The 18,543-nt window shown below is 52.5% G+C and carries 19 protein-coding genes; 11 read left to right on the forward strand and 8 right to left on the reverse strand.

The window, feature by feature from the left end:
• Window positions 1-184: 184 nt before the first annotated feature.
• The 5 genes from AACY98_RS04665 (at window position 185) to maiA (ending at window position 5,472) form a co-directional block, all read left to right on the forward strand.
• Window positions 185-1,561 (forward strand): MFS transporter, encoded by a 1,377-nt coding sequence (locus AACY98_RS04665; RefSeq protein ID WP_339802190.1) that lies wholly within the window; start codon window positions 185-187, stop codon window positions 1,559-1,561.
• Between the two features lie 63 nt (window positions 1,562-1,624).
• Window positions 1,625-2,662 (forward strand): gentisate 1,2-dioxygenase, encoded by a 1,038-nt coding sequence (gene gtdA, locus AACY98_RS04670; RefSeq protein ID WP_339802193.1) that lies wholly within the window; start codon window positions 1,625-1,627, stop codon window positions 2,660-2,662.
• A gap of 34 nt (window positions 2,663-2,696) precedes the next feature.
• Complete coding sequence (locus tag AACY98_RS04675) at window positions 2,697-3,398, forward strand: fumarylacetoacetate hydrolase family protein (RefSeq protein WP_339802196.1); 702 nt, start codon at window positions 2,697-2,699, stop codon at window positions 3,396-3,398.
• An 81-nt stretch (window positions 3,399-3,479) separates the two neighbouring features.
• Entirely contained in the window at window positions 3,480-4,673 is a 1,194-nt protein-coding gene (locus AACY98_RS04680; RefSeq protein ID WP_126978193.1) for a 3-hydroxybenzoate 6-monooxygenase, read from the forward strand.
• 154 nt (window positions 4,674-4,827) lie between these two features.
• Window positions 4,828-5,472, forward strand: a complete 645-nt coding sequence (gene maiA, locus AACY98_RS04685) for a maleylacetoacetate isomerase (RefSeq protein WP_339802201.1) — start codon at window positions 4,828-4,830, stop codon at window positions 5,470-5,472.
• Between the two features lie 64 nt (window positions 5,473-5,536).
• Here maiA and AACY98_RS04690 read toward each other — a convergent pair whose 3' ends face one another.
• Genes AACY98_RS04690 through AACY98_RS04700 form a run of 3 tightly spaced genes read right to left on the reverse strand, consistent with a single transcriptional unit; the run spans window position 5,537 to window position 7,847 of the window.
• Window positions 5,537-6,469: a sugar kinase gene (locus tag AACY98_RS04690; protein WP_339802203.1), complete on the reverse strand. Its 933-nt coding sequence runs from the start codon at window positions 6,467-6,469 to the stop codon at window positions 5,537-5,539.
• A gap of 28 nt (window positions 6,470-6,497) precedes the next feature.
• Complete coding sequence (locus AACY98_RS04695) at window positions 6,498-6,782, reverse strand: hypothetical protein (protein ID WP_339802206.1); 285 nt, start codon at window positions 6,780-6,782, stop codon at window positions 6,498-6,500.
• Window positions 6,783-6,809: 27 nt separating this feature from the next.
• Window positions 6,810-7,847 carry an SPFH domain-containing protein gene (locus AACY98_RS04700; protein WP_339802209.1) on the reverse strand — a complete coding sequence of 346 codons (1,038 nt, stop codon included), beginning with the start codon at window positions 7,845-7,847 and terminating at the stop codon, window positions 6,810-6,812.
• Between the two features lie 153 nt (window positions 7,848-8,000).
• Between AACY98_RS04700 and AACY98_RS04705 the strand changes: the two genes are divergently transcribed.
• Entirely contained in the window at window positions 8,001-8,726 is a 726-nt protein-coding gene (locus AACY98_RS04705) for an NUDIX hydrolase (protein WP_339802212.1), read from the forward strand.
• Between the two features lie 227 nt (window positions 8,727-8,953).
• The gene (locus AACY98_RS04710) at window positions 8,954-9,445 is read left to right on the forward strand and encodes a tetratricopeptide repeat protein (RefSeq protein WP_126978181.1); all 492 of its coding nucleotides are present in this window, start codon (window positions 8,954-8,956) and stop codon (window positions 9,443-9,445) included.
• Between the two features lie 40 nt (window positions 9,446-9,485).
• Here AACY98_RS04710 and AACY98_RS04715 read toward each other — a convergent pair whose 3' ends face one another.
• A complete protein-coding gene (locus AACY98_RS04715; RefSeq protein WP_339802216.1) occupies window positions 9,486-10,295 on the reverse strand; it encodes a nucleotidyltransferase domain-containing protein in 810 nt (269 codons plus the stop codon).
• Between the two features lie 117 nt (window positions 10,296-10,412).
• Here AACY98_RS04715 and AACY98_RS04720 point away from each other — a divergent pair, with 117 nt between their 5' ends.
• A complete protein-coding gene (locus tag AACY98_RS04720) occupies window positions 10,413-10,922 on the forward strand; it encodes a DUF4274 domain-containing protein (protein WP_126978177.1) in 510 nt (169 codons plus the stop codon).
• A gap of 140 nt (window positions 10,923-11,062) precedes the next feature.
• Here the strand turns inward: AACY98_RS04720 and AACY98_RS04725 are convergent, their stop codons facing one another.
• Together AACY98_RS04725 and hflD are read right to left on the reverse strand one after the other, a co-directional pair.
• Window positions 11,063-11,602 (reverse strand): hypothetical protein, encoded by a 540-nt coding sequence (locus AACY98_RS04725; RefSeq protein WP_126978175.1) that lies wholly within the window; start codon window positions 11,600-11,602, stop codon window positions 11,063-11,065.
• Between the two features lie 108 nt (window positions 11,603-11,710).
• Entirely contained in the window at window positions 11,711-12,334 is a 624-nt protein-coding gene (hflD, locus tag AACY98_RS04730; protein ID WP_339802222.1) for a high frequency lysogenization protein HflD, read from the reverse strand.
• A 311-nt stretch (window positions 12,335-12,645) separates the two neighbouring features.
• Here hflD and AACY98_RS04735 point away from each other — a divergent pair, with 311 nt between their 5' ends.
• From AACY98_RS04735 to AACY98_RS04745, 3 genes are all read left to right on the forward strand, one after another.
• A complete protein-coding gene (locus AACY98_RS04735) occupies window positions 12,646-13,743 on the forward strand; it encodes an NAD(P)/FAD-dependent oxidoreductase (RefSeq protein WP_339802225.1) in 1,098 nt (365 codons plus the stop codon).
• Window positions 13,744-14,058: 315 nt separating this feature from the next.
• Window positions 14,059-14,871 carry a siderophore-interacting protein gene (locus AACY98_RS04740; protein WP_339802228.1) on the forward strand — a complete coding sequence of 271 codons (813 nt, stop codon included), beginning with the start codon at window positions 14,059-14,061 and terminating at the stop codon, window positions 14,869-14,871.
• A gap of 21 nt (window positions 14,872-14,892) precedes the next feature.
• Window positions 14,893-15,375: a Fur family transcriptional regulator gene (locus AACY98_RS04745; protein WP_339802230.1), complete on the forward strand. Its 483-nt coding sequence runs from the start codon at window positions 14,893-14,895 to the stop codon at window positions 15,373-15,375.
• A gap of 30 nt (window positions 15,376-15,405) precedes the next feature.
• Here AACY98_RS04745 and AACY98_RS04750 read toward each other — a convergent pair whose 3' ends face one another.
• On the reverse strand, window positions 15,406-16,818 hold the full coding sequence (locus AACY98_RS04750) for an MATE family efflux transporter (protein WP_339802233.1): 1,413 nt from the start codon (window positions 16,816-16,818) through the stop codon (window positions 15,406-15,408).
• Entirely contained in the window at window positions 16,769-18,502 is a 1,734-nt protein-coding gene (locus AACY98_RS04755; RefSeq protein ID WP_339802235.1) for a hypothetical protein, read from the reverse strand. Before AACY98_RS04755 ends, AACY98_RS04750 begins: the two co-directional genes overlap by 50 nt.
• Window positions 18,503-18,543 lie beyond the last annotated feature (41 nt).

Genomic DNA, 18,543 nt, shown 5'->3' on the forward strand with positions numbered 1-18,543 from the left:
GCAGAGGTGTTGTCAATGCGTAATCTGTTTGATATAACCAAAAAGTTATGGCTATGTTAGAAATACCATTTTATTTTCAACCCTGGGAGATGCACAATACATTCAGCCTTAGAGTCATTGAGGCCTAAAAAAGAAAAATGAGTTCAGCCAGAAGGCAGGGCTCAGATGAAATGGAGACAACATCATGACAAGCAACCAGTCTGATGCAATCAATATACAAAAAGCGATCGATGCCGCACCCATATCGCCGTTTCAGTGGAAGATACTGATCTGTTGCTTCCTGATTGTGGCAACAGACGGGTTGGATACTGCCGCGATTGGTTTCATTGCACCGGCCATTATCAGTGACTGGGGGCTGAGCAAGCCGGCGTTGACACCCTTATTCATTGCAGGCCTGCTCGGGCTGACGCTGGGTGCGCTGGTTTTTGGTCCGCTGGCGGACCGGATCGGGCGCAAGAAGGTATTGGTTTTCAGCACGTTTTTCTTTGGTCTGATGAGCCTTTTCTCTGCGTTTTCTCCTGACATGACCGTTTTGACCGTGCTGCGGTTTCTGACTGGTGTGGGGCTTGGGGGCGCCATGCCCACGGCCATCACACTGACTTCAGAGTTTTTGCCGATGCGCCGCCGCTCCGCGCTGGTGACGCTGATGTTTTGTGGTTTTACCTTAGGTTCTGCCTTGGGCGGTATTCTGACTGCACAGTTGCTGCAACATATCAATTGGCATGGCATTTTGGTCATTGGCGGTGTATTGCCGCTGCTGCTGTCTGGCGCATTGCTGTATTTTCTGGCAGAGTCACCGCGTTACCGGATTTTGCGCCAGCATGCGCCGCATCTGATTGGCTCTGTGCTGCAGAAAATCACCGGGCAGGTTTATGCCCAGAATGTGCGTTTTTACCTTGAAGAGCGCAAAACGGGCAAGGGTGCTGTGACGGCCTTGTTTCAGAATGGCCGGGTGTTCATGACGCTGGTGCTGTGGTGTGCTTTTTTCATGAGTTTTCTCATTATTTACATGCTTTCAAGCTGGCTGCCGACGTTATTGCAGGGTATCGGTGTCGATCTCTCGCATGCGTCGTGGGTGACGGCCTCATTCCAAATTGGCGGTACTGTCGGGGCCGTGTATCTGGGTTACCTGATGGATAAAGTCAATCCGTATCGCGTGCTTGTGATCAGCTATGTTGCCGGGGCCGTTTTTATCGCGCTGATTGGCATCACTACCGCTTCAACGCTGTTGCTGGTGCTGGTGATATTTGGCGCGGGGGTTGGTGTAAGTGGTTCTCAGGTGGGGTTCAATGCATTATCGGCTATTCTGTACCCTACGGAGTGCCGGGCCACAGGCGTCAGCTGGTCAAATGCATCGGGCCGTTGTGGCGCCATTTTTGGTGCCCTGGCTGGTGGCACTATGATTTCATGGGGGTTTGATTTTTCAACCATCTTCATGTTGCTGGCCGTTCCGGCACTGATTACCGCCATCTGTCTTGGTATTCTGTTTATGTTTGCACAGACGAAAAAGCGCAGGGCGTTATCACAACCAGGTTTTCAAATCAGAACAGCAGCTTCCTAGGAAGCTGTATAAGTGGCAGTATGTTATTAAAAAACTGCCTTAACATCCATAGGAGATAGCACGATGAACAATATTACCGATCCGGTCATCCAGCAACGGCAGGAATTTTATGGAGAGATCAGCAAGATCGATATGGTTCCACTGTGGGAGTCTATTCACTCGCTGGTTACGACCAAGCCCGAAATCAAATACACCGCGCATCTGTGGAAATACGCACAGATCAGACCGCACCTGATGCGCAGCGGTGAACTGATTGGCGCGCGTGAAGCCATTCGCCGTGTGCTGGTGCTGGAAAATCCTGAAATGCGGGGCTCGTTTGTCATTACGCCTACGCTGTATGCCGGCCTGCAGTTGATTCTGCCGGGTGAAGTGGCACCGAGCCATCGCCATACGCAGTCGGCCATGCGCTTCATTGTGGAAGGCTCCGGCGGGTTTACGGCGGTAGATGGTGAGCGCACCATGATGCATGAAGGCGACCTGATTCTGACACCGCAATGGCGTTGGCATGACCACGGTCATGTGGGCAATGAGCCTGTGGTGTGGCTGGATGCACTGGATCTGCCGATGGTGAACAACTTCGGCGCGGCATTTGCCGAAACCTATCCCGATGAACAGCAGCCGGTGACACGTCCGGAAGGCGATTTTGAAGCGCGTTATGCCGCCAACATGCTGCCGGTGCGTTATCAGTCCGGCAATTCTTCGCCGATTTTCAACTACCGTTATGACCGCAGCCGCGAAGCGCTGGAGCAACTGCGTAAGAATGGCCCGATGGACGAGTACGAAGGCTTCAAGCTGCGTTATGTGAATCCGGCCAACGGCAGGGATACCATGCCGACCATCGCCACTTTCCTGCAACTGCTGCCCAAGGGCTTCAATGGCAAAAAAGCCAGGAGCACCGATGGTACGGTTTATCACGTGGTGGAAGGCAACGGCAAAGTGCATATTGGCGACAAGACGTTTGACTTCACCAAAAAAGACGTGTTTGTGGTGCCTTCATGGGAGCCGGTCAGCTTTGAAACTAGCGAAGATGTGGTGCTGTTCAGCTTTTCAGACCGTCCGGTACAGGAAGCGCTTGGCCTGTTGCGTGAATCACGCGCATGATTTTGTTCAATAAAACAGATAAGGAAGTCTTGTTGTGACTCAGTTTCTTTTCTCCCCAGAAGCCCCGGTGGGCGTTCCCGTTGTTGGCAGCGACAAACAGTTTCCGGTGCGGCGGGTTTATTGTGTAGGGCGTAACTATGCAGCGCATGCGCGCGAAATGGGATTTGACCCTGACCGTGAGCCGCCGTTCTTTTTCTGTAAACCGGCAGGCGCGGTTGTGCCTGTCAAGGCGGGTGAAACGCTGTCTTTGCCATATCCGGCACAGACGGACAACTACCACTATGAAATTGAACTGGTGGTGGCAATCGGCAAAGGCGGCAGCGATATCACTGAAGCTGATGCGTTGAGCCATGTGTTTGGTTACGCAACGGGCCTGGACATGACACGGCGTGATCTGCAGATGGAAATGCGCAAGATGGGCCGCCCCTGGGAGATTGGCAAGGCGTTTGACCTGTCTGCACCGATTGCACCGTTGCATCCGGCTGACCAGGTCACAGATATTCACAATGCAGCGCTATGGCTGAAGGTCAATGGTGCAGACAAGCAGCGCAGCAATGTCAACTGCCTGATCTGGTCGGTGGCTGAAACCATCAGCTATCTGTCCAAATACTTCCGGCTCGAAGCTGGTGACCTGATCTATACCGGCACGCCCGAAGGTGTCGGGCCGGTGGTCAAGGGCGACCTGATGGAAGGTGATGTGCAGGGGCTGACGCCTCTGCATGTGAAAGTCGTCTGATAAGTGTGTATGCAGCCGCTCTCGCAGATGAGCGGCGCAACCCCATGGTGGTGGTATTCAATTAAAAGAGAGGTAGACAACATGAGTAACAGAAAAAAAGCAATTGTGGTGGGCGGTGGCATTGGCGGTGCGGCAGCAGCATTGTCATTGGCGCAGTGCGATATTGAAGTGTTGCTGTTGGAGCAGGCGCACGAAATCGGTGAAATTGGTGCCGGTATTCAGTTGGGCCCGAACGCATTCTCGGCACTGGACAGCCTGGGTGTGGGTGAGGTGGCGCGTTCACGTGCTGTCTTTACCGACCATATCACAATGATGGATGCCGTCAATGGTGAGCAGGTGGTGCGTGTGGATACCGGCAAGGAATTCCGTGAATGTTTTGGCGGCCCTTACGCGGTGATTCACCGGGTCGATATCCATTCCAGCGTGTGGGAAGCTGCTGAAGTACACCCGTTGATTCAGTACAAAATTTCGACCAAGGTAGATCAGGTGCATGCTGACGAAAAAGGCGTGCGGGTGACAGATACCAACGGTAATGTTTATGAAGCCGATATGCTGATTGGTGCGGATGGCGGCAAGTCTGTGGTGCGCAAATACACTGTGGGGGATGGCCCGCGTGTAACCGGCCATGTGGTTTACCGTGCGGTGATTGAGCGTGACAACATGCCTGAAGACCTGCGTATCAATGCGCCGGTGCTGTGGGCGGGTCCCCAATGCCATCTGGTGCACTATCCTTTGCGTGGCGGCTCCCAGTACAACCTGGTGGTTACTTTCCATAGCCGTAAAGAAGAGGAATGGGGGGTGACCGATGGCAGCAAAGAGGAAGTGTTGTCCTACTTCCAGGGCATTCATCCGCGCCCCGCGCAGATGCTGCAAAAGCCCACCTCATGGCGGCGCTGGGCGACAGCCGATAAAAACCCGGTTGCGGCATGGGGCCGTGATACGGTGACTCTGCTGGGAGATGCGGCGCATCCGGTAGCACAATACATGGCACAGGGGGCCTGTATGGCGCTGGAAGATGCGGTCACCCTGGGGTCTGCGATTCGCAAGTGCGAGGGTGATATCCGGGCCGCGTTCAAACTGTATGAGTCGGTACGCATTCCGCGTACGGCACGTATTGTGCTTTCCACCCGCGAAATGGGGCGCTTGTACCATGCGGATGGCATTGAGCGTGATGTGCGTAACCTGCTTTGGAAAAACAAGTCACAGGACTTTTTCTACAAAGCGATTGACTGGCTGTATGGCTGGAAAGAAGAGAACTGTCTGGTGCCGCGTTAATTTGACGCATGCATTCAGATAAAAGAGAAAATATAAAAAAATAGAAATGCGGGATCAAGGTTGTTTTTGGGCAGTCAGCACCTTGATGACCGCATTGCGTGTTTACAGGAACACGGGGCTTTTGTCATGATCAACTGTTCTGAAAAGGAAGACGATGAAGCTTTACAGCTTTTTTAACAGCTCTGCCTCTTACCGCGTGCGTATTGCGCTGGAGCTTAAAAAAATCAAATACGACCTGCAGGGAGTGAATATCCGCCTTGGCGAGCAGAATGCGCCAGGGTATCGGGAACTGAATCCGATTGCACTGGTTCCGGCATTGGACGGTGTGCCTGAAGGGCCGGTCGGGCAGTCGCTGGTGATCATCGATTATCTGGACCAGAAATACCCCGAGCCCCGGCTGATTCCGCAGCAGCTTAAGCAGCGCGTGCAGGTTCTGGAGATTGCCTATGCCATTGCCTGCGATATCCACCCGGTGAACAACATGCGCATTCTCAAGTACCTGAGCAATGAGCTGCAGGTCAGCGCCGAGCAGAAGCAGGACTGGTATGCGCACTGGATTGCAGAAGGTCTGCAAGCCGTGGAGCAGTTGCTTGCCAATGCAGGGGCAGACAAATTCTGTGTTGGCAATACGGCGACTCTGGCTGATTGCTGCCTGATTCCGCAATGGGCCAACGCTGCCCGCATGAATTGTGACCTGAGCGCTTATCCGCTGTGCCGCAAAGTGTATGAGCATTGCAGCAGCCTGCCGGAGTTTAAGGCAGCCGCACCGGAAAACCAGCCTGATTACCTCAAGCCCTGATGTTGCATGGCATAAAGAAAACCGGCAGTTTGATACGGCCGGTTTTTTATTGTGCCGGGCGCTCTTAAATAACCAGTTGCCCCTGTTCTGCTGCAATGGAAATCTGCGCTTCCATGCCGGCGTTGAACTCCACATAATCGCGGTACATGCCATCAGAGAAAATCACTCCGTTGTCTGCCATGCGTGAGCGCAGTTTCAAAGGCTCCTGTTTGCTGACTTTGCCAAACACCAGCTCGGTTTGTGTGGCATGGCTGGGAAAAGGTTCACGCACCGCAAACAGCAGTTGTTCTGAATTCCATGCCAGCGGTTTGTATTTCCAGGTGAATGAAGGCAGCGATGCTTGTGCCACCATCATCGAGCCGGTGACGATGCTTTTGATCCAGGCGGTGGAGCCCAGGCCGGTTGAAACAATGATGCCCGATGAAGACTGAAATTCGTGCTGTTCTCCAAGCGTGATGTCGTACAACGCCGAGGTGTGGTTCTGCGGGCCGATGAACAGATCGTTCACGGCACGTAGCACCTGCCCGTTGGACAGGGTGGCCTGCGCCATGGTGATGGCCTTGGTTTTTCTGCGCTTGCGTGCGGTGTCGTTGAGAATGTGCTGAAAGTCTGGTGCGGTAAATGGCAGCAAAATACCATCCCAGCGTTTGGGCTCAGGGTTGATGCCGATGACAGGTTGCCCGTGCAGGTACTTCAGCGTGTTGGCTACCAGCCCATCCTGGCCCAGCGTGACGACAATGTCGTCTTCAGCAAAACAGTAGTTGGGTACCAGATGGCGCTCAACGATCTGGTAGCGGCCCCAGGTCTGCAACACTTCCACCACCTGACGCAGGCTTTGCGCATAGGCTTCATTCTCACGCAGGTAGTCTGAAAAATCGGCACCCAGATGTTCGATGTAAAACCTGGCCTGCGCCAGCGTGTGATAGCGCTGTATCAGTTCTTCCAGCCGGGTCTGGCGGGTGATCAAGACCACTTTGCGTTCGGTTACATTGCTCATCGTGGTGCTCCTTTTTTATTTGCAGAAGTCAACAGCACAGGTACAGGTTGTTGGACTCATCGGCATATTCGGCTTTCCAGTAATGTGGATCGTTGATATCGCGGTATTCAATGCCGTTGAGGGTTTGGGGTATGGGCGTTTTAAAAGGCCAGATCAGAAAAACCATGACGCTGCCTTCACGTGGATAGTCTCCTTCGTAGATCTTGGCGATCTGGTTGCCTGCTTCCAGTTCCTGTTTCAGGATGTTTTGCAAGGGGCCATGAAATTTTTCCCAGAAGTCAGTGCTCAATGCGATGTGGTTATGGCTTTTCATCCTGCCGTTCCTTTCAATTAAGCGTTGTCATTGCTTTTTGCCAGAGGGCGCAGATGGGCTGCGCATCAGTGTATTGAGCAAATCGGGTGAGACGTTGAGTTGTCCGATGCGTTCGGCTTTTTCGGCAATTCCGCCAAATGCTTGCGCAATGAGCTGGCCGGGCTGCATACCGATGGCGGCAAGCGCCTGCACCACGCGCGGATCGGCTTTGTCCAGTGCCTGCATCAGTGCTTCCACCTTATAAGCTTCTGCTTCGGCGTTGGCACGGGTGTTTTCCACCTGCGACTGTACAAACGCCTTGCGTTTTTCTTCCAGATCAATGTCAGAACTCATCTGTTCATTGCGCAGTTCGTTGTCTTTACGCATACGGGCCGCTTTCATGGCCATCTGCGCAGCCTGGATTTCGCTTTTCTTTTCTTCGACGGCAATTTCGGTATCCAGCTCATTCTGCCGGATGGCACGCTCGTTTTCCACAGCAGACATCCGGCGTGAATAAATGGCCTCGTCCGCCGCTTGAAGGTGTGCTTCACGGGCCTGGGCTTCCAGTGCGCGGGCAATGTCAGGCGTGGGCTTAATGGCAACAATGGAAACGCCGAGAATCTCAAGCCCTAATGCTTCAATTTCGGACTGTTGTTGCAGGCTTTGCGCTGTGATCTGGGCAATCTGGGCGGCAGCACATAACGCCTCTTTTAAGGTCATGCTCTGTACCGTGCGCTGGATGATGACCTCTGTCTGCATAACGATGCGGTCACCTAACCGGGCAGGGTCTTCCGATACATAACGCTTGCCATTTGACGTTAAAGAAAAATCCATCATTTTGGCAATGTGCTCAGGCTTTGTGATGCGGTAGGTGACCTGGCCCTGCACGGTGACTTCCTGAAAGTCAGCGGTGGACATGTTCAGCATGAAGGGGCTGTCCTGGCTGCTGACCGGTACGGCAACCAGTGTCGAGGCGGGGGCGTAATAGAAAAATGACTGGCCTGCGCCTTGCCGGACGACTTTGCCGCGGTTGAACTGCATGAGGTATACGGTAGGTTGTGATTTGATATATTGAATTCCAAACATGTTGTTCTCCTAAAGTTGCATTGTGCAACTTATATGGGTTGTATAATACAACTTAATAAAATAATGTCAAGTTTTTCAAAAAATATTGGAAAATGCACAACAATAAGGCCTGGCCATCAGAATGGTTGCGCTGGAACAGAAATTGAAACGGTCATGAAAAAGCAAACAGGTGTCCATTTACCAACGCAGCGCCCGCTGAGCACTGTGGACGTGGTGATTTTTACCGTGAAGGAAGACCAACTGCAGGTGCTGCTGGTGCAGCGCGGCAGTGCTGACCAGGAACCCTTTCCCGGATGCTGGGCATTGCCGGGCGGGTTTGTGAATGTGGCGCAGGATGCCACGTTGCTGGACTGTGCTTTACGCAAGCTGCATGAAAAAACAGGCGTACAGGCACCGTATCTGGAGCAGGTGGGCAGTTGGGGCGGGGCCGGGCGCGATCCGCGCGGCTGGTCGGCCACGCATGTGTATTTTGCGCTGGTTCCCTGGCAGGAGGTTCAGGCCGCAGCACACACCAATGTCAGTGATGCGCAATGGTTTGCTGCTGAGAAGTGCACAACCATGAAGCTGGCCTTTGATCACCATGAACTGTTTCAGGCCACGCTGGAGCGGCTGCGCAGCAAGGTGGAGTACACATCGTTGCCGGCTTTTCTGCTGCCTGAGCCGTTTACCCTGCCACAGCTTCAGCACATGTATGAGGTTGTCCTGGGACGGCCGGTGGATAAAAGCGGCTTCAGAACCCGCATGCTGGCAGCCGAGTTTTTGCAGGAAGTGGGCACGGTGCAAAGCGATGCCCCTCGTGCCCCCATGGGTTATCGGCTGCAGCACCGTGAGGCGCCGGTTTACTTCCCGCGCACATTCAGTCCGCGTGGTGCAAAATAGAGTTCTCACCTGATTGATCGCTGGGAATAGGGCATGTTTTATGATGAGCCGGAACCTATTTCAGGATATGCTTTTATCTTCTGCCGGTCATACAGGGCAAAGAGGCCTTGCGGGGAAAATACGGTCTTTTCCAAGCCTCTGCTAGAATAAGTGAACTGAACACAGGGGTTGCATCTTAAGTCCATGATGTCTGGTGGACAACGGTTCAATTTTTGAGGCTACAAGGCATGGATAAACAAGACTTGATTGCTTTATTGAAACAGGCAGACTCGGGCGATGCCGAGGCGCAGAACAGATTGGGTGCATTGTTTGCGACAGGTGGAAAGGAATACCATCGGGCCGCCGTTTATTACTATGCACAGGCCTGTAAACAGGGACATACGGAAGCCAAATGGAATCTGGCAACGATGCTCTGGGCGGGAGAGGGCATTGCTGCCGATCGCACGCTGGCTTTGCTGCTGATTATCGATGCGGCTGAAAATGGCCATGACAGTGCATGCAAGTTTCTCGCCGAAGGCTATGCTCAGGGGCACTTGGATGGTTACACCGGGCTGGAGGTTGATCTGGCGCTGAGTGAAAAATGGGAAAGAAAATTCAAAAAGGTATGCGCCCGGGCAGATACGCTGACATCGTTCAGCGATCATATTGATGTTGAAACCATTTTAGGCAACCACTTCGCCAAGCCTGACAAGGATTCATGCATGCGGCTGTGCGCATAAGCATGTATTGCTTTTGCTGCTTGTGCTCGGCTTCCGCAAATCAGTCGGGCGTGAACTGCATGACGGCCTGGTAAAGCAGTTGATTCAAGGCGGCATCGTTTTCCGGTGAGGTAATTTGGCGGTAACCTTCAGGTATTTCTTGCCGGGCAAAGAACTCTTCAATGAATGCCTGTATGTTGGGGAACGGAGCACCGTACTGGCTTTCACCGCTGCTCATTTTGACTTTGAGCAGGGCGTTGATCTCTTTTTTGAGCTCAGGGTCTGTCATGGTGGCGTCGGCCAGGTCGGCAAAACGCATGGGCGGAATGCCCCGGCCGGCATCAATCCATAACACCGCCAGAATCGGGCGCAATACATAGAGGTATTTTTTCAGCCGGACCTGGTCTCCTTTCAGGTAGCCGCGGAAATTGTTTTTGGCCATTCCCAGATAGTGCCAGCGGCCTTTAAGCCCATGGTAAAACCCTGCGGCCAATTGGCGCAGGTGTGTTGTTATGCTGACATCTTCCCGGTAAATGATCGGCGAGCCCAGCCACTCGAATAAAGTGGGGTTTGACCTGCGGAAAAGCTGGAGTGTTTTACGCAGTTCCCATCCACTGATATCAAGCTCATCATCTATGGGAAGTTCAATCACATCACGTTGTGTTTCGATACTCAGATACCAGGGCAGACGGTGCACGTAAATGAATCGCACGTCATAGTCGCTGTCGGGAGAGGCAAAACCCCAGCCCCGGCTGCCGGATTCGCAGGCGTAAACGATATGCACCTGATGCTGCTCTTCAATCCGGCTCAATTCGGTCTGGATGCGCTGGCGGACATGGTCTTCAATAGGATGAGCGTAAAGAAAAGTCATACTCGTTTCTGATGGCCTGTTAAAGGAGTCAATTTTAGTGCGATGCGATTTTGCTGTTTTGCTGCTTTTAGATAACAATAGCAAAGTTCTTTTACTGTATGAAAGGGACAATAACAGGTGGTAAGAGAAAAAGATGCAGAAGAAAAAACATGGGCGCTGATCTTCCCTTATCTGGAGCAGGCAACGCCCGAACAGTGGCATCTGTACGCAGCCAAGTCTGATTTTGACTATAACGCGCTGGGTCTGCAATGGCTGATCGATAACCCTCAGCTGGATGAAGCCACAGCCCGGATGTTGTTCTGGAATATGGGGGCGGGGTTTTTAGCGCAATACGCTTCGCTGGAAGAAGTGCCGCAGGGTGAGAAAGATGATTACCAGACAGTGAGAACACTGGAAGAGCGTATTTTGAATGGTTTTTATCAGCCACCGCGTATCTGGTACGACCCGCATGATAACGACATGGTCAATATGCATGACTATGCAGATATTCCTGCCAAGCGGGCTATACCTGCAGAGTTATCCCAAAAGGTCGGAGAAGTGGTGGTTCAACTGAAAGATCCATCGGGCTATGAAGACGGCCTGCCTGAGGCTTTATGCAGGCAGATCATGGTGTTGTTCAACGAATAGGCCGCAGCAATCAAGCCAGTGCCCAGTATTGCTCGTTATGTGAATACGAGGGCGTATGTTGTCTCAATGAGGTCGGTGCATTGTCTGTGCCGCGGGGGTATTTTGACATATTCTGACCAGATGCCTTCAGCGGTTGCAGGTTACAGTTTGCGCGATATTTTTTGTTCCAGTATTTCTAAGGCTTCAGCTGATACCTTGTCGTCAGAGAAATGTTCATACCGCAAAATATCTGCAATGTGCTGAAGCACGGCGGTGCTGCCTTCTTCTGCCAGTGTTTTCATATATTCAAACAAATCAGGCAGTTTGAATATGTTGACCAAAAGATTATCCAGCTCAAACGTGCAGTTTTCACATAATGTTTCAAAGTGTTTTTGGATAACAGGAATCAGTGTATCTTTTTGTGTTTCGGTGAACTCAATGAGATTCAGCGAATGGATAAAGTTAAAAAAACTATCCTGTTCCAGATACCTTTCCTTTGAAAGCATGCAGATGATAAATTCGAGATCATCATCTGAAACTGTGTTTTTGTCAGGGTATATGCGTGATAAGATGACAATTGCTCTCCTGACCTTGTGATCAGGCAGGTTTTCAAAATAAGATTTTAAATTCTGCCCGGAAGAGCGGCTTTGTAATAAGTTCTCAATTTCTGATTGGATGACAAGATCTTTACTTTTCATCATGCCGGGCTTCTTTTTACCGAGATATTCAGGATAAAGTGCATTTTTCGGCTCTGTGTGGACATGCTCTGGTTACCTACCGCATGCATGATAACGAATGCCGATAACCTGTTAAAAAGGGCGTTTGAGCCGTTGCAGTACCGTTTCGAGCATTCTTTTACGCTGAAAGAGAAAGTGCCAGCGTTTGCCGCCTACCTGTTGCCATTGCATGGCAGCCCGTATGCCTGCCAGCAGCAGCGCACGTAATTTTTCAGGTGTTCCCTGTCGCTGCAAAATGTGCGGATCGCCATGGATCATGATGCGCTTACCACACTGGCTGACGGTGTCTTCATAAAGCTGTCCGCAGGCTGCAATCACGTTTTCGTTCAGAATGCCAAAGTGTTCAACTTTGGTACGGATCAGTTGCAGGCGTTCACTGATGGTCTGCATCAGGTCTTTTCGGGCAATGAGCTTGCGTTCCAGTGCCAGCAGCGTGATGGCATAGCGCACCGGTTCGGGCTGCAGATCGCGGTCGCCTTGCAGCAAAGCGGCCAGCAGCCGGTAGCCAGGCATCAGTTCATGATCCTGCCCGCTGTATATGGCCAGTGAGTTAGGGGGATCAATGACCAGCAGACTCTGGATCAGGCAGCCCAGAACGGCCTCATCGGCCTGGCCTGTGCGTGCGACCTGATCGGCCTGTAAAGCGGCTGTGAATACAGCACCGAGGTTCACCAGTTGTTCTTGCTGTGGTGTCATATTGTTATGGGGCAATGGATTTTTGTTTTCATTGGTTTCTCGTTCAGATTATAAACGGGATTTGTATGCCGTTTTATGCATCATCATGCGGCATATGATAAAGCACACTGCAAGCTGTGCAACCTGAACTGTTCAAGAAGGAAATGGCAAACCGTATCTGGGGGTGGTTGTTATGGAACATTGATGTCTTTCCAAAATGATGAGACGTGGGCGAAAATGGTGCTTGCAGGTAATTCCATTTTTGTGAAAAAGCCGTTTTCTTCTGCTAAGATCATTGGTTCCAATTCTTCCCCTTTTCTAATCATAAAATCATGGATTACATTGATACAGTTGTGGTCGGCGCAGGTGTTGTCGGACTGGCCTGTGCGCGTGCGTTGGCGCTTTCCGGACGTGAGGTGATGGTGCTGGAGGCTGAGCCTGCCATTGGCATGGGTGTGAGCTCGCGTAACAGCGAGGTGATCCATGCGGGTATTTATTATCGCCCCGGGTCTTTGAAAGCTACTTTATGTGTGCAGGGGCGTGAGCGTTTGTACGCTTATTGCCAGGAGCGCGATGTGCCTCATGAAAACTGCGGCAAGCTGATTGTGGCAACCACGCAAGAGCAGTTGCAGAAGTTGAAAACCATACAGGCTACAGCCAGTCAGAACGGTGTGCAACTGGAGCTTCTGGATCAAGCCCGTGCGTGTGAAATGGAACCCAATCTGTTCTGTACCGGTGCGCTGTGGAGCCCGACAACGGGCATTGTCGATACGCATGGCCTGATGCTGAGCCTGCAAGGTGATCTGGAGAATGCCGGAGGCATGGTGGTGTTCAACACGCAGGTGGAGCGGGCGGAAGTGGTTTCCGACGGTGTGATCGTTCATGCCAAAGGGGCGGATCCGCTGAAAACAGGGCTGCTGGTGAACTGTGCGGCGCTGGGTGCGCAGACGCTGGCCGAGCATACGGCGGGCTTTCCCAAGGAACAGATTCCGGCACTGTATTATGCGCGGGGCTGCTACTATTCAATTTCGGGCAAATCGCCTTTCAGCCGTTTGATTTATCCTACCCCTGAGGTCGGGGGGCTGGGCGTGCATCTGACCATTGATCTGGGACATCAGGCCAAGTTTGGTCCTGACATCGAATGGATTGATGAGATTGATTACACAGTAGACCCGAAACGGGCCGACCGTTTTTATGCGGCTATCCGTTCTTACTGGCCCGCTTTGCCCGATGGTGCCTTACAGCCTGCGTATGCAGGCATCCGCCCTAAAATCCAGGCCGCAGGGGAACCTGAAAAGGATTTTGTCATTACCGGCCCAGGTCAGCATGGTGTGCGCGGCATCGTACAGTTGTTCGGCATTGAGTCTCCCGGGCTGACGGCATCCTTGGCCATTGGGGACTATGTGACAGGGCTGGCGAATTCCCACTGAACCTGCCGGATTTCATCTGAACAGGCCAGCGCAGGTGCCGTATGGTCACTTTGAGAGGTGACCGGCTTGCTCCGTGGATTTGTTCACAGGTATCTGTTTTTGCAATCTATGGGCTTTGCATGGTTGCAAGGTGTGAACCTGGGCACCATTATTTCAATCTAAATGCTTGACTTTATATCGTAAGATAGTTTAAAGTATCTTTAAATATATCTTACGATATATTTTATTCGTGTCTGATTGGAACCATGCCGGTTAAAAATAACCATGACATTGGGATCAGCATTTTTGTGAACCACAACTACAAGGAATGTACACATGTCTGAAGTGCGTGATTTTGCCATTGAACGGGTCCGTTTCCCTTTAAAAATGCGTCTGCTGCGAGTGAAAGAAGTGTCTCGCGAATTACCGAATTTTGTCAGAATCACTTTGCAAAGCGATGACCTGCATGACTTTCAATCGGCTTCTTTTGATGATCACGTCAAACTTTTTTTTCCAGAGCCAGGGAGTGAGCGGCTGGTGTTGCCTGAAGTGGGAGAGAATGGCCTGATCTTTCCTGAAGGGCAGGCACGCCCGACGGTGCGGGACTACACGCCACGTCGGTATGACCCGCTCAAACGTGAATTGGTGCTGGACTTTGCCGTTCATAATGGTGGTGCTGCCATTACGTGGGCGCAGCAGGCACAACCCGGGCATTATCTGGGTATGGGCGGGCCACGCGGTTCCATGGTGATTCCCAGCCATTTTGACTGGCACTTTCTGATCGGGGATGAAACCGCGTATCCGGCCATCGCCCGCAGGCTGGAAGAGCTGCCGGTACAGGCGCGGGTATATACATTCATTGAGGTGGATGACCCGTCAGCACAACTACCGTTAAACACCAAGGCGCAACTGTCTGCTACATGGCTGTACCGGCGTGACCAGCAGGATGAGGTGAAGGCTTTTGTGGACGCCTTGTCTGATACGGCATTACCTGAGGGCGAAGGATTCATCTGGGCTGCGGCAGAGAGTGCTGTGATAAAGGCAGTACACCAGCATTTTGTGACGGTTCGTGGTGTAGATAAATCGCGGATACGCGCTTCCAACTACTGGAAGCATGGCGTTAAAAATGCGCCCAGAGAAGTGGAGTAAAAGCTTTTATCGGAGGGCTGTATGAGTAAAAAAGATCTGACAGCACAGATGGATGAGCTGGAATCGGCGCACGCCAGGCTGGCACAGGCCGGGCTTCGTCCGACAGCGGTTCGGCTGGTGGTGTTGCATATACTGGAGCAGGTCGCACCGAAATGTCTGGATGCAAAACAGATTTTCTGTTGTGTGATTCAGCGTGCACAGACGGTCGGAAGCATGACTTTCTCTCTGGCGACGGTTTACCGTACGCTCAATCATCTGGAACAGCATGGTGTTGTGTTGCGGGTACGCTCTGAAGGAGGTGCCATGCTGTACCGGCTTAAACCACAGAAAACATCAGAGAAAGCCGACATGCTGATCAGTCCGTGTGGCTCTCGTGTTGAGTTTTTAAATGATGCCAAACTGCATGATGCGATTTGTGAGGCTGCGCAGGTACAGGGGTTTCATGACATTTCATCGCTGACCATTATGCTGGAAAGCTGCCAGGTTCCTGATACTTCAGCGTAAGCGCTATAGTGAAGACAAGGCGTTTATGGCCTAAGCAGGTATGGCTTCTGAAGCCAGATGCTTTTCTTCTGCAATCAGTTTTTTTGAGATATGGTTGAACAGCATGACCAGTGCGATGGCAATGGCAGCCAGACTGACGGCGTTGCCAAACCAGAAGCCGGCCGGGCCTTGCAGAAATTCAGGTGAGTGCCCGGTGAGGTTGAATGCAATCGTATAGCCCCCACCCAGCCCGACACCCCACAGCGCCACAGCATACAAAATGGTGGGCAGAATCGCAATCTTGTAAGCCCGCAGGATGAATGCGGCAGTGATCTGGGTTGCGTCTGCCAACTGATACAGGGCAATAAAGATGATCAGTGAAGAGGCCACAGCAATCACATCGGGATCGATCGTATAAATGCCGATAATGGGTTGCTGGCAGAAGTAGACCAGCAGGCCTGCTGCAATGGCGCAGATGATTGCCATGGTAATGCCTTTATAACCGGCAGATCTGGCAGCAATGTAATTACAGGCTCCCAGGTACTGGGCAACAATGGCGCTGCTGGCAATGCTGATGGACAGTGGAATCATGTAGACGGCACCGGCAATGCTGCCCACGATCTGGTGCCCGCTGGCATAGGCATCGGAATGAAAGCGTGCAATAAATATGGCCATGAACGTGGTGCCGGTCACTTCAATAAAGTAGCTCAGCCCCATCGGAATGCCCAGCTTTAATAAGGCGACCTGGTCTTTGGCAGCCGGTGGCTCCAGCCGCTGGATAATATGAAATGGTCGGTATACCGGGTGCTTGATCAGCATGACGACAGCAATGATGAAGAACAGCGTGTTCAGCATCGTTGTACTCACGCCGCAGCCGGCAATGCCCATCTCCCATTGCACGGCCAGCAGCCAGGTCAGCGGGATTTTGATAACGAGCCCGATGATCTGCAGCACAGTAACAAACAGCGGGCGCGATATGGCCTGGCTCAAAGAGGCATAAATCCGGAACAGCACTGCAGGCACAAACCCCAGCGCCAGCATGTGCAGGTAATCGCGTACCAGCGCTTCTTTTTCGGGCGGGGCGTCAGCCAGTTGCAGCAGGGGGCCGGGAAACATCAGGCACAGAATGCCGATAATGCTGACCCCAATGGCCAGGTAAAACGTCTGCCGGCATTGGTAGCCAATTTCTGTATAGCGCTTGGCACCATAGAGCTGGCCGGCAATGGGCAAAATGGCCTGAACAATGCCCATCAGGCCGATGAACACGCTCATGTAGATGGCAATGCCCAGTGAAAGGGCTGATAACGCGGTTTTGTCTATGTGGCCGGCAATGGCGTTGTCGACTATGCCATAGCCGACAGCCGCCCACTGACCAGCTAATACAGAAAATGCATGACGCCCGATCTTAAAAAAATCATTCATGCGCAATACCAATGGCGTTATCAGCAGGCTGAGCAGCGTCATGATATGCATCCGGGTGCAGGCGGTAAATCAGAACCCGGTCTTGCAGGGTACGGTCACTTGGGCGGATGACAATGCCATTGTCGTCTAGCTCCCAACGCTGTTTATCAACAAAGGGAATAAACGCATTGGATGGTGCATTGACAATCAGATAAGGGCAGTTGGCCGTTTCTGCACGCAACGGTATGCCAGGCTGCCATGACCAGGTGGCAATCTGCATGACAGAAAGATTCTGTGTGGACAGGCATTCAGGTACAGTGCCGCTGGCAGTAACCACCTGCTCAATTCGGGCAGTCCAGGGCCTGAAGCTGCGTGCGTAGTCCATCACATTCAGCCCCAGGGTCATCAGCATCAGCCAGCACAGTGTCACGCCGCCAGCTGAGAGCACCATGCCTTTCCAGATAGCGTGCGGATGCCTGCCGGTACGCCAGCGTACCAGCCATAGCCAGGCAATGGTTGCCAGCAGCGCAATGATGAAGGGCAGCAGCGCGAATTCGGGTGTATAGCCGGGTACCAGACGCAATACTTTGGCTGAGGGTGTTGCCGGATAGCCGGTTGACATGGCAAACCAGTAAAACCAACCCACCAGCATCAGCAGCGTGAAAAGAATCAGCGCAAACCAGTCAATCAGCGCCGATACGCTGCGCTTGAATGTGGGCATGGCAAATGCAGCCAGTACAGCCATGGCGGGCAATGCATAAAGCAGGTAGTTTTTGTCGCCATCGCTGAACAGGCAGCCCAAAACTGCAACCACCACCACGACCAGCGGGCCGGAGATGTGTCTGCGGCGCCACAGATAACGCCAGTGCCATAATGTCCATCCCAGAAAAGGCCATACCGGCCAGGTGAACCACACTGCATTTTCCATGAACGATAACAGCAGGCGCAATGGCGAATTGATGTATATGCTGATGCCGCCCCAGGTATTGGTCAGCCAGGACAATACAACAGATAACACAACACCGAGGATAAAAAAGGCTGCCGCCGGACGGGCTTTTTCATACTCGGAATTAGCGCACATGACCGCCGCGGCAATACCCAGCACCACGGCCATGACAGGGCCGCCACTGAGTGCAAGTACCGGCAATGAACAGGCCGCGCATATCCAGGTAGATACTGTTTTATACGGTGCTGCGGCGAGTGCAAAAAAGAAAAATGTAATGCACCCCATCTGTACCAGTTCCGGGGTGGTTTCATGCCCTGGCTGCAATAAGCCGATGGTGGCCATCAGTGCCAGCAAGGCGCCGTCTGCAATAGCGCGTGCGTAATCTTTCGGCTTGGCTTCACCACCAAAAGCAAAGGCAATCGGTTGTGCCGGCTCGGTGCGTGCCAGGTAATAGCAGGCGTACCAGGTGAGCAGGAAAATTGCGGCCAGCAGCAAAGCAAATGGAATGCGCGCGGCGGTGGGCGCATCCAGAAACGGCAGCAGTTTGATAAAGGCGGCCCCCAGCCAGTAGGGAATCAGCCCACCATCAGGCGAATTGCCTAAAAGCTCCGGGGCAAGCCATGAGGTATGGCCTTCGGCCAGCGCATACATGTATCCGAAAGCGGTGGAGTCGCTGGGACGCCAGGGGTCCCGGCCAAATAAACCGGGCAATATGTAGGCGGCACACATCAGCAGCAGAGCCAGGCGCGGCAGGCGCTTGACCTCGCGTTGGGTGACTATGGCCGGGGTGGGTTGGTTCACATCAATAATCTGTTGTGAGGGTATGCAGTGATTGTAACGAT

It is taken from the genome of Saezia sanguinis, from assembly GCF_963921665.1.
Classification (GTDB): Bacteria; Pseudomonadota; Gammaproteobacteria; order Burkholderiales; family Burkholderiaceae_C; genus Saezia; species Saezia sanguinis.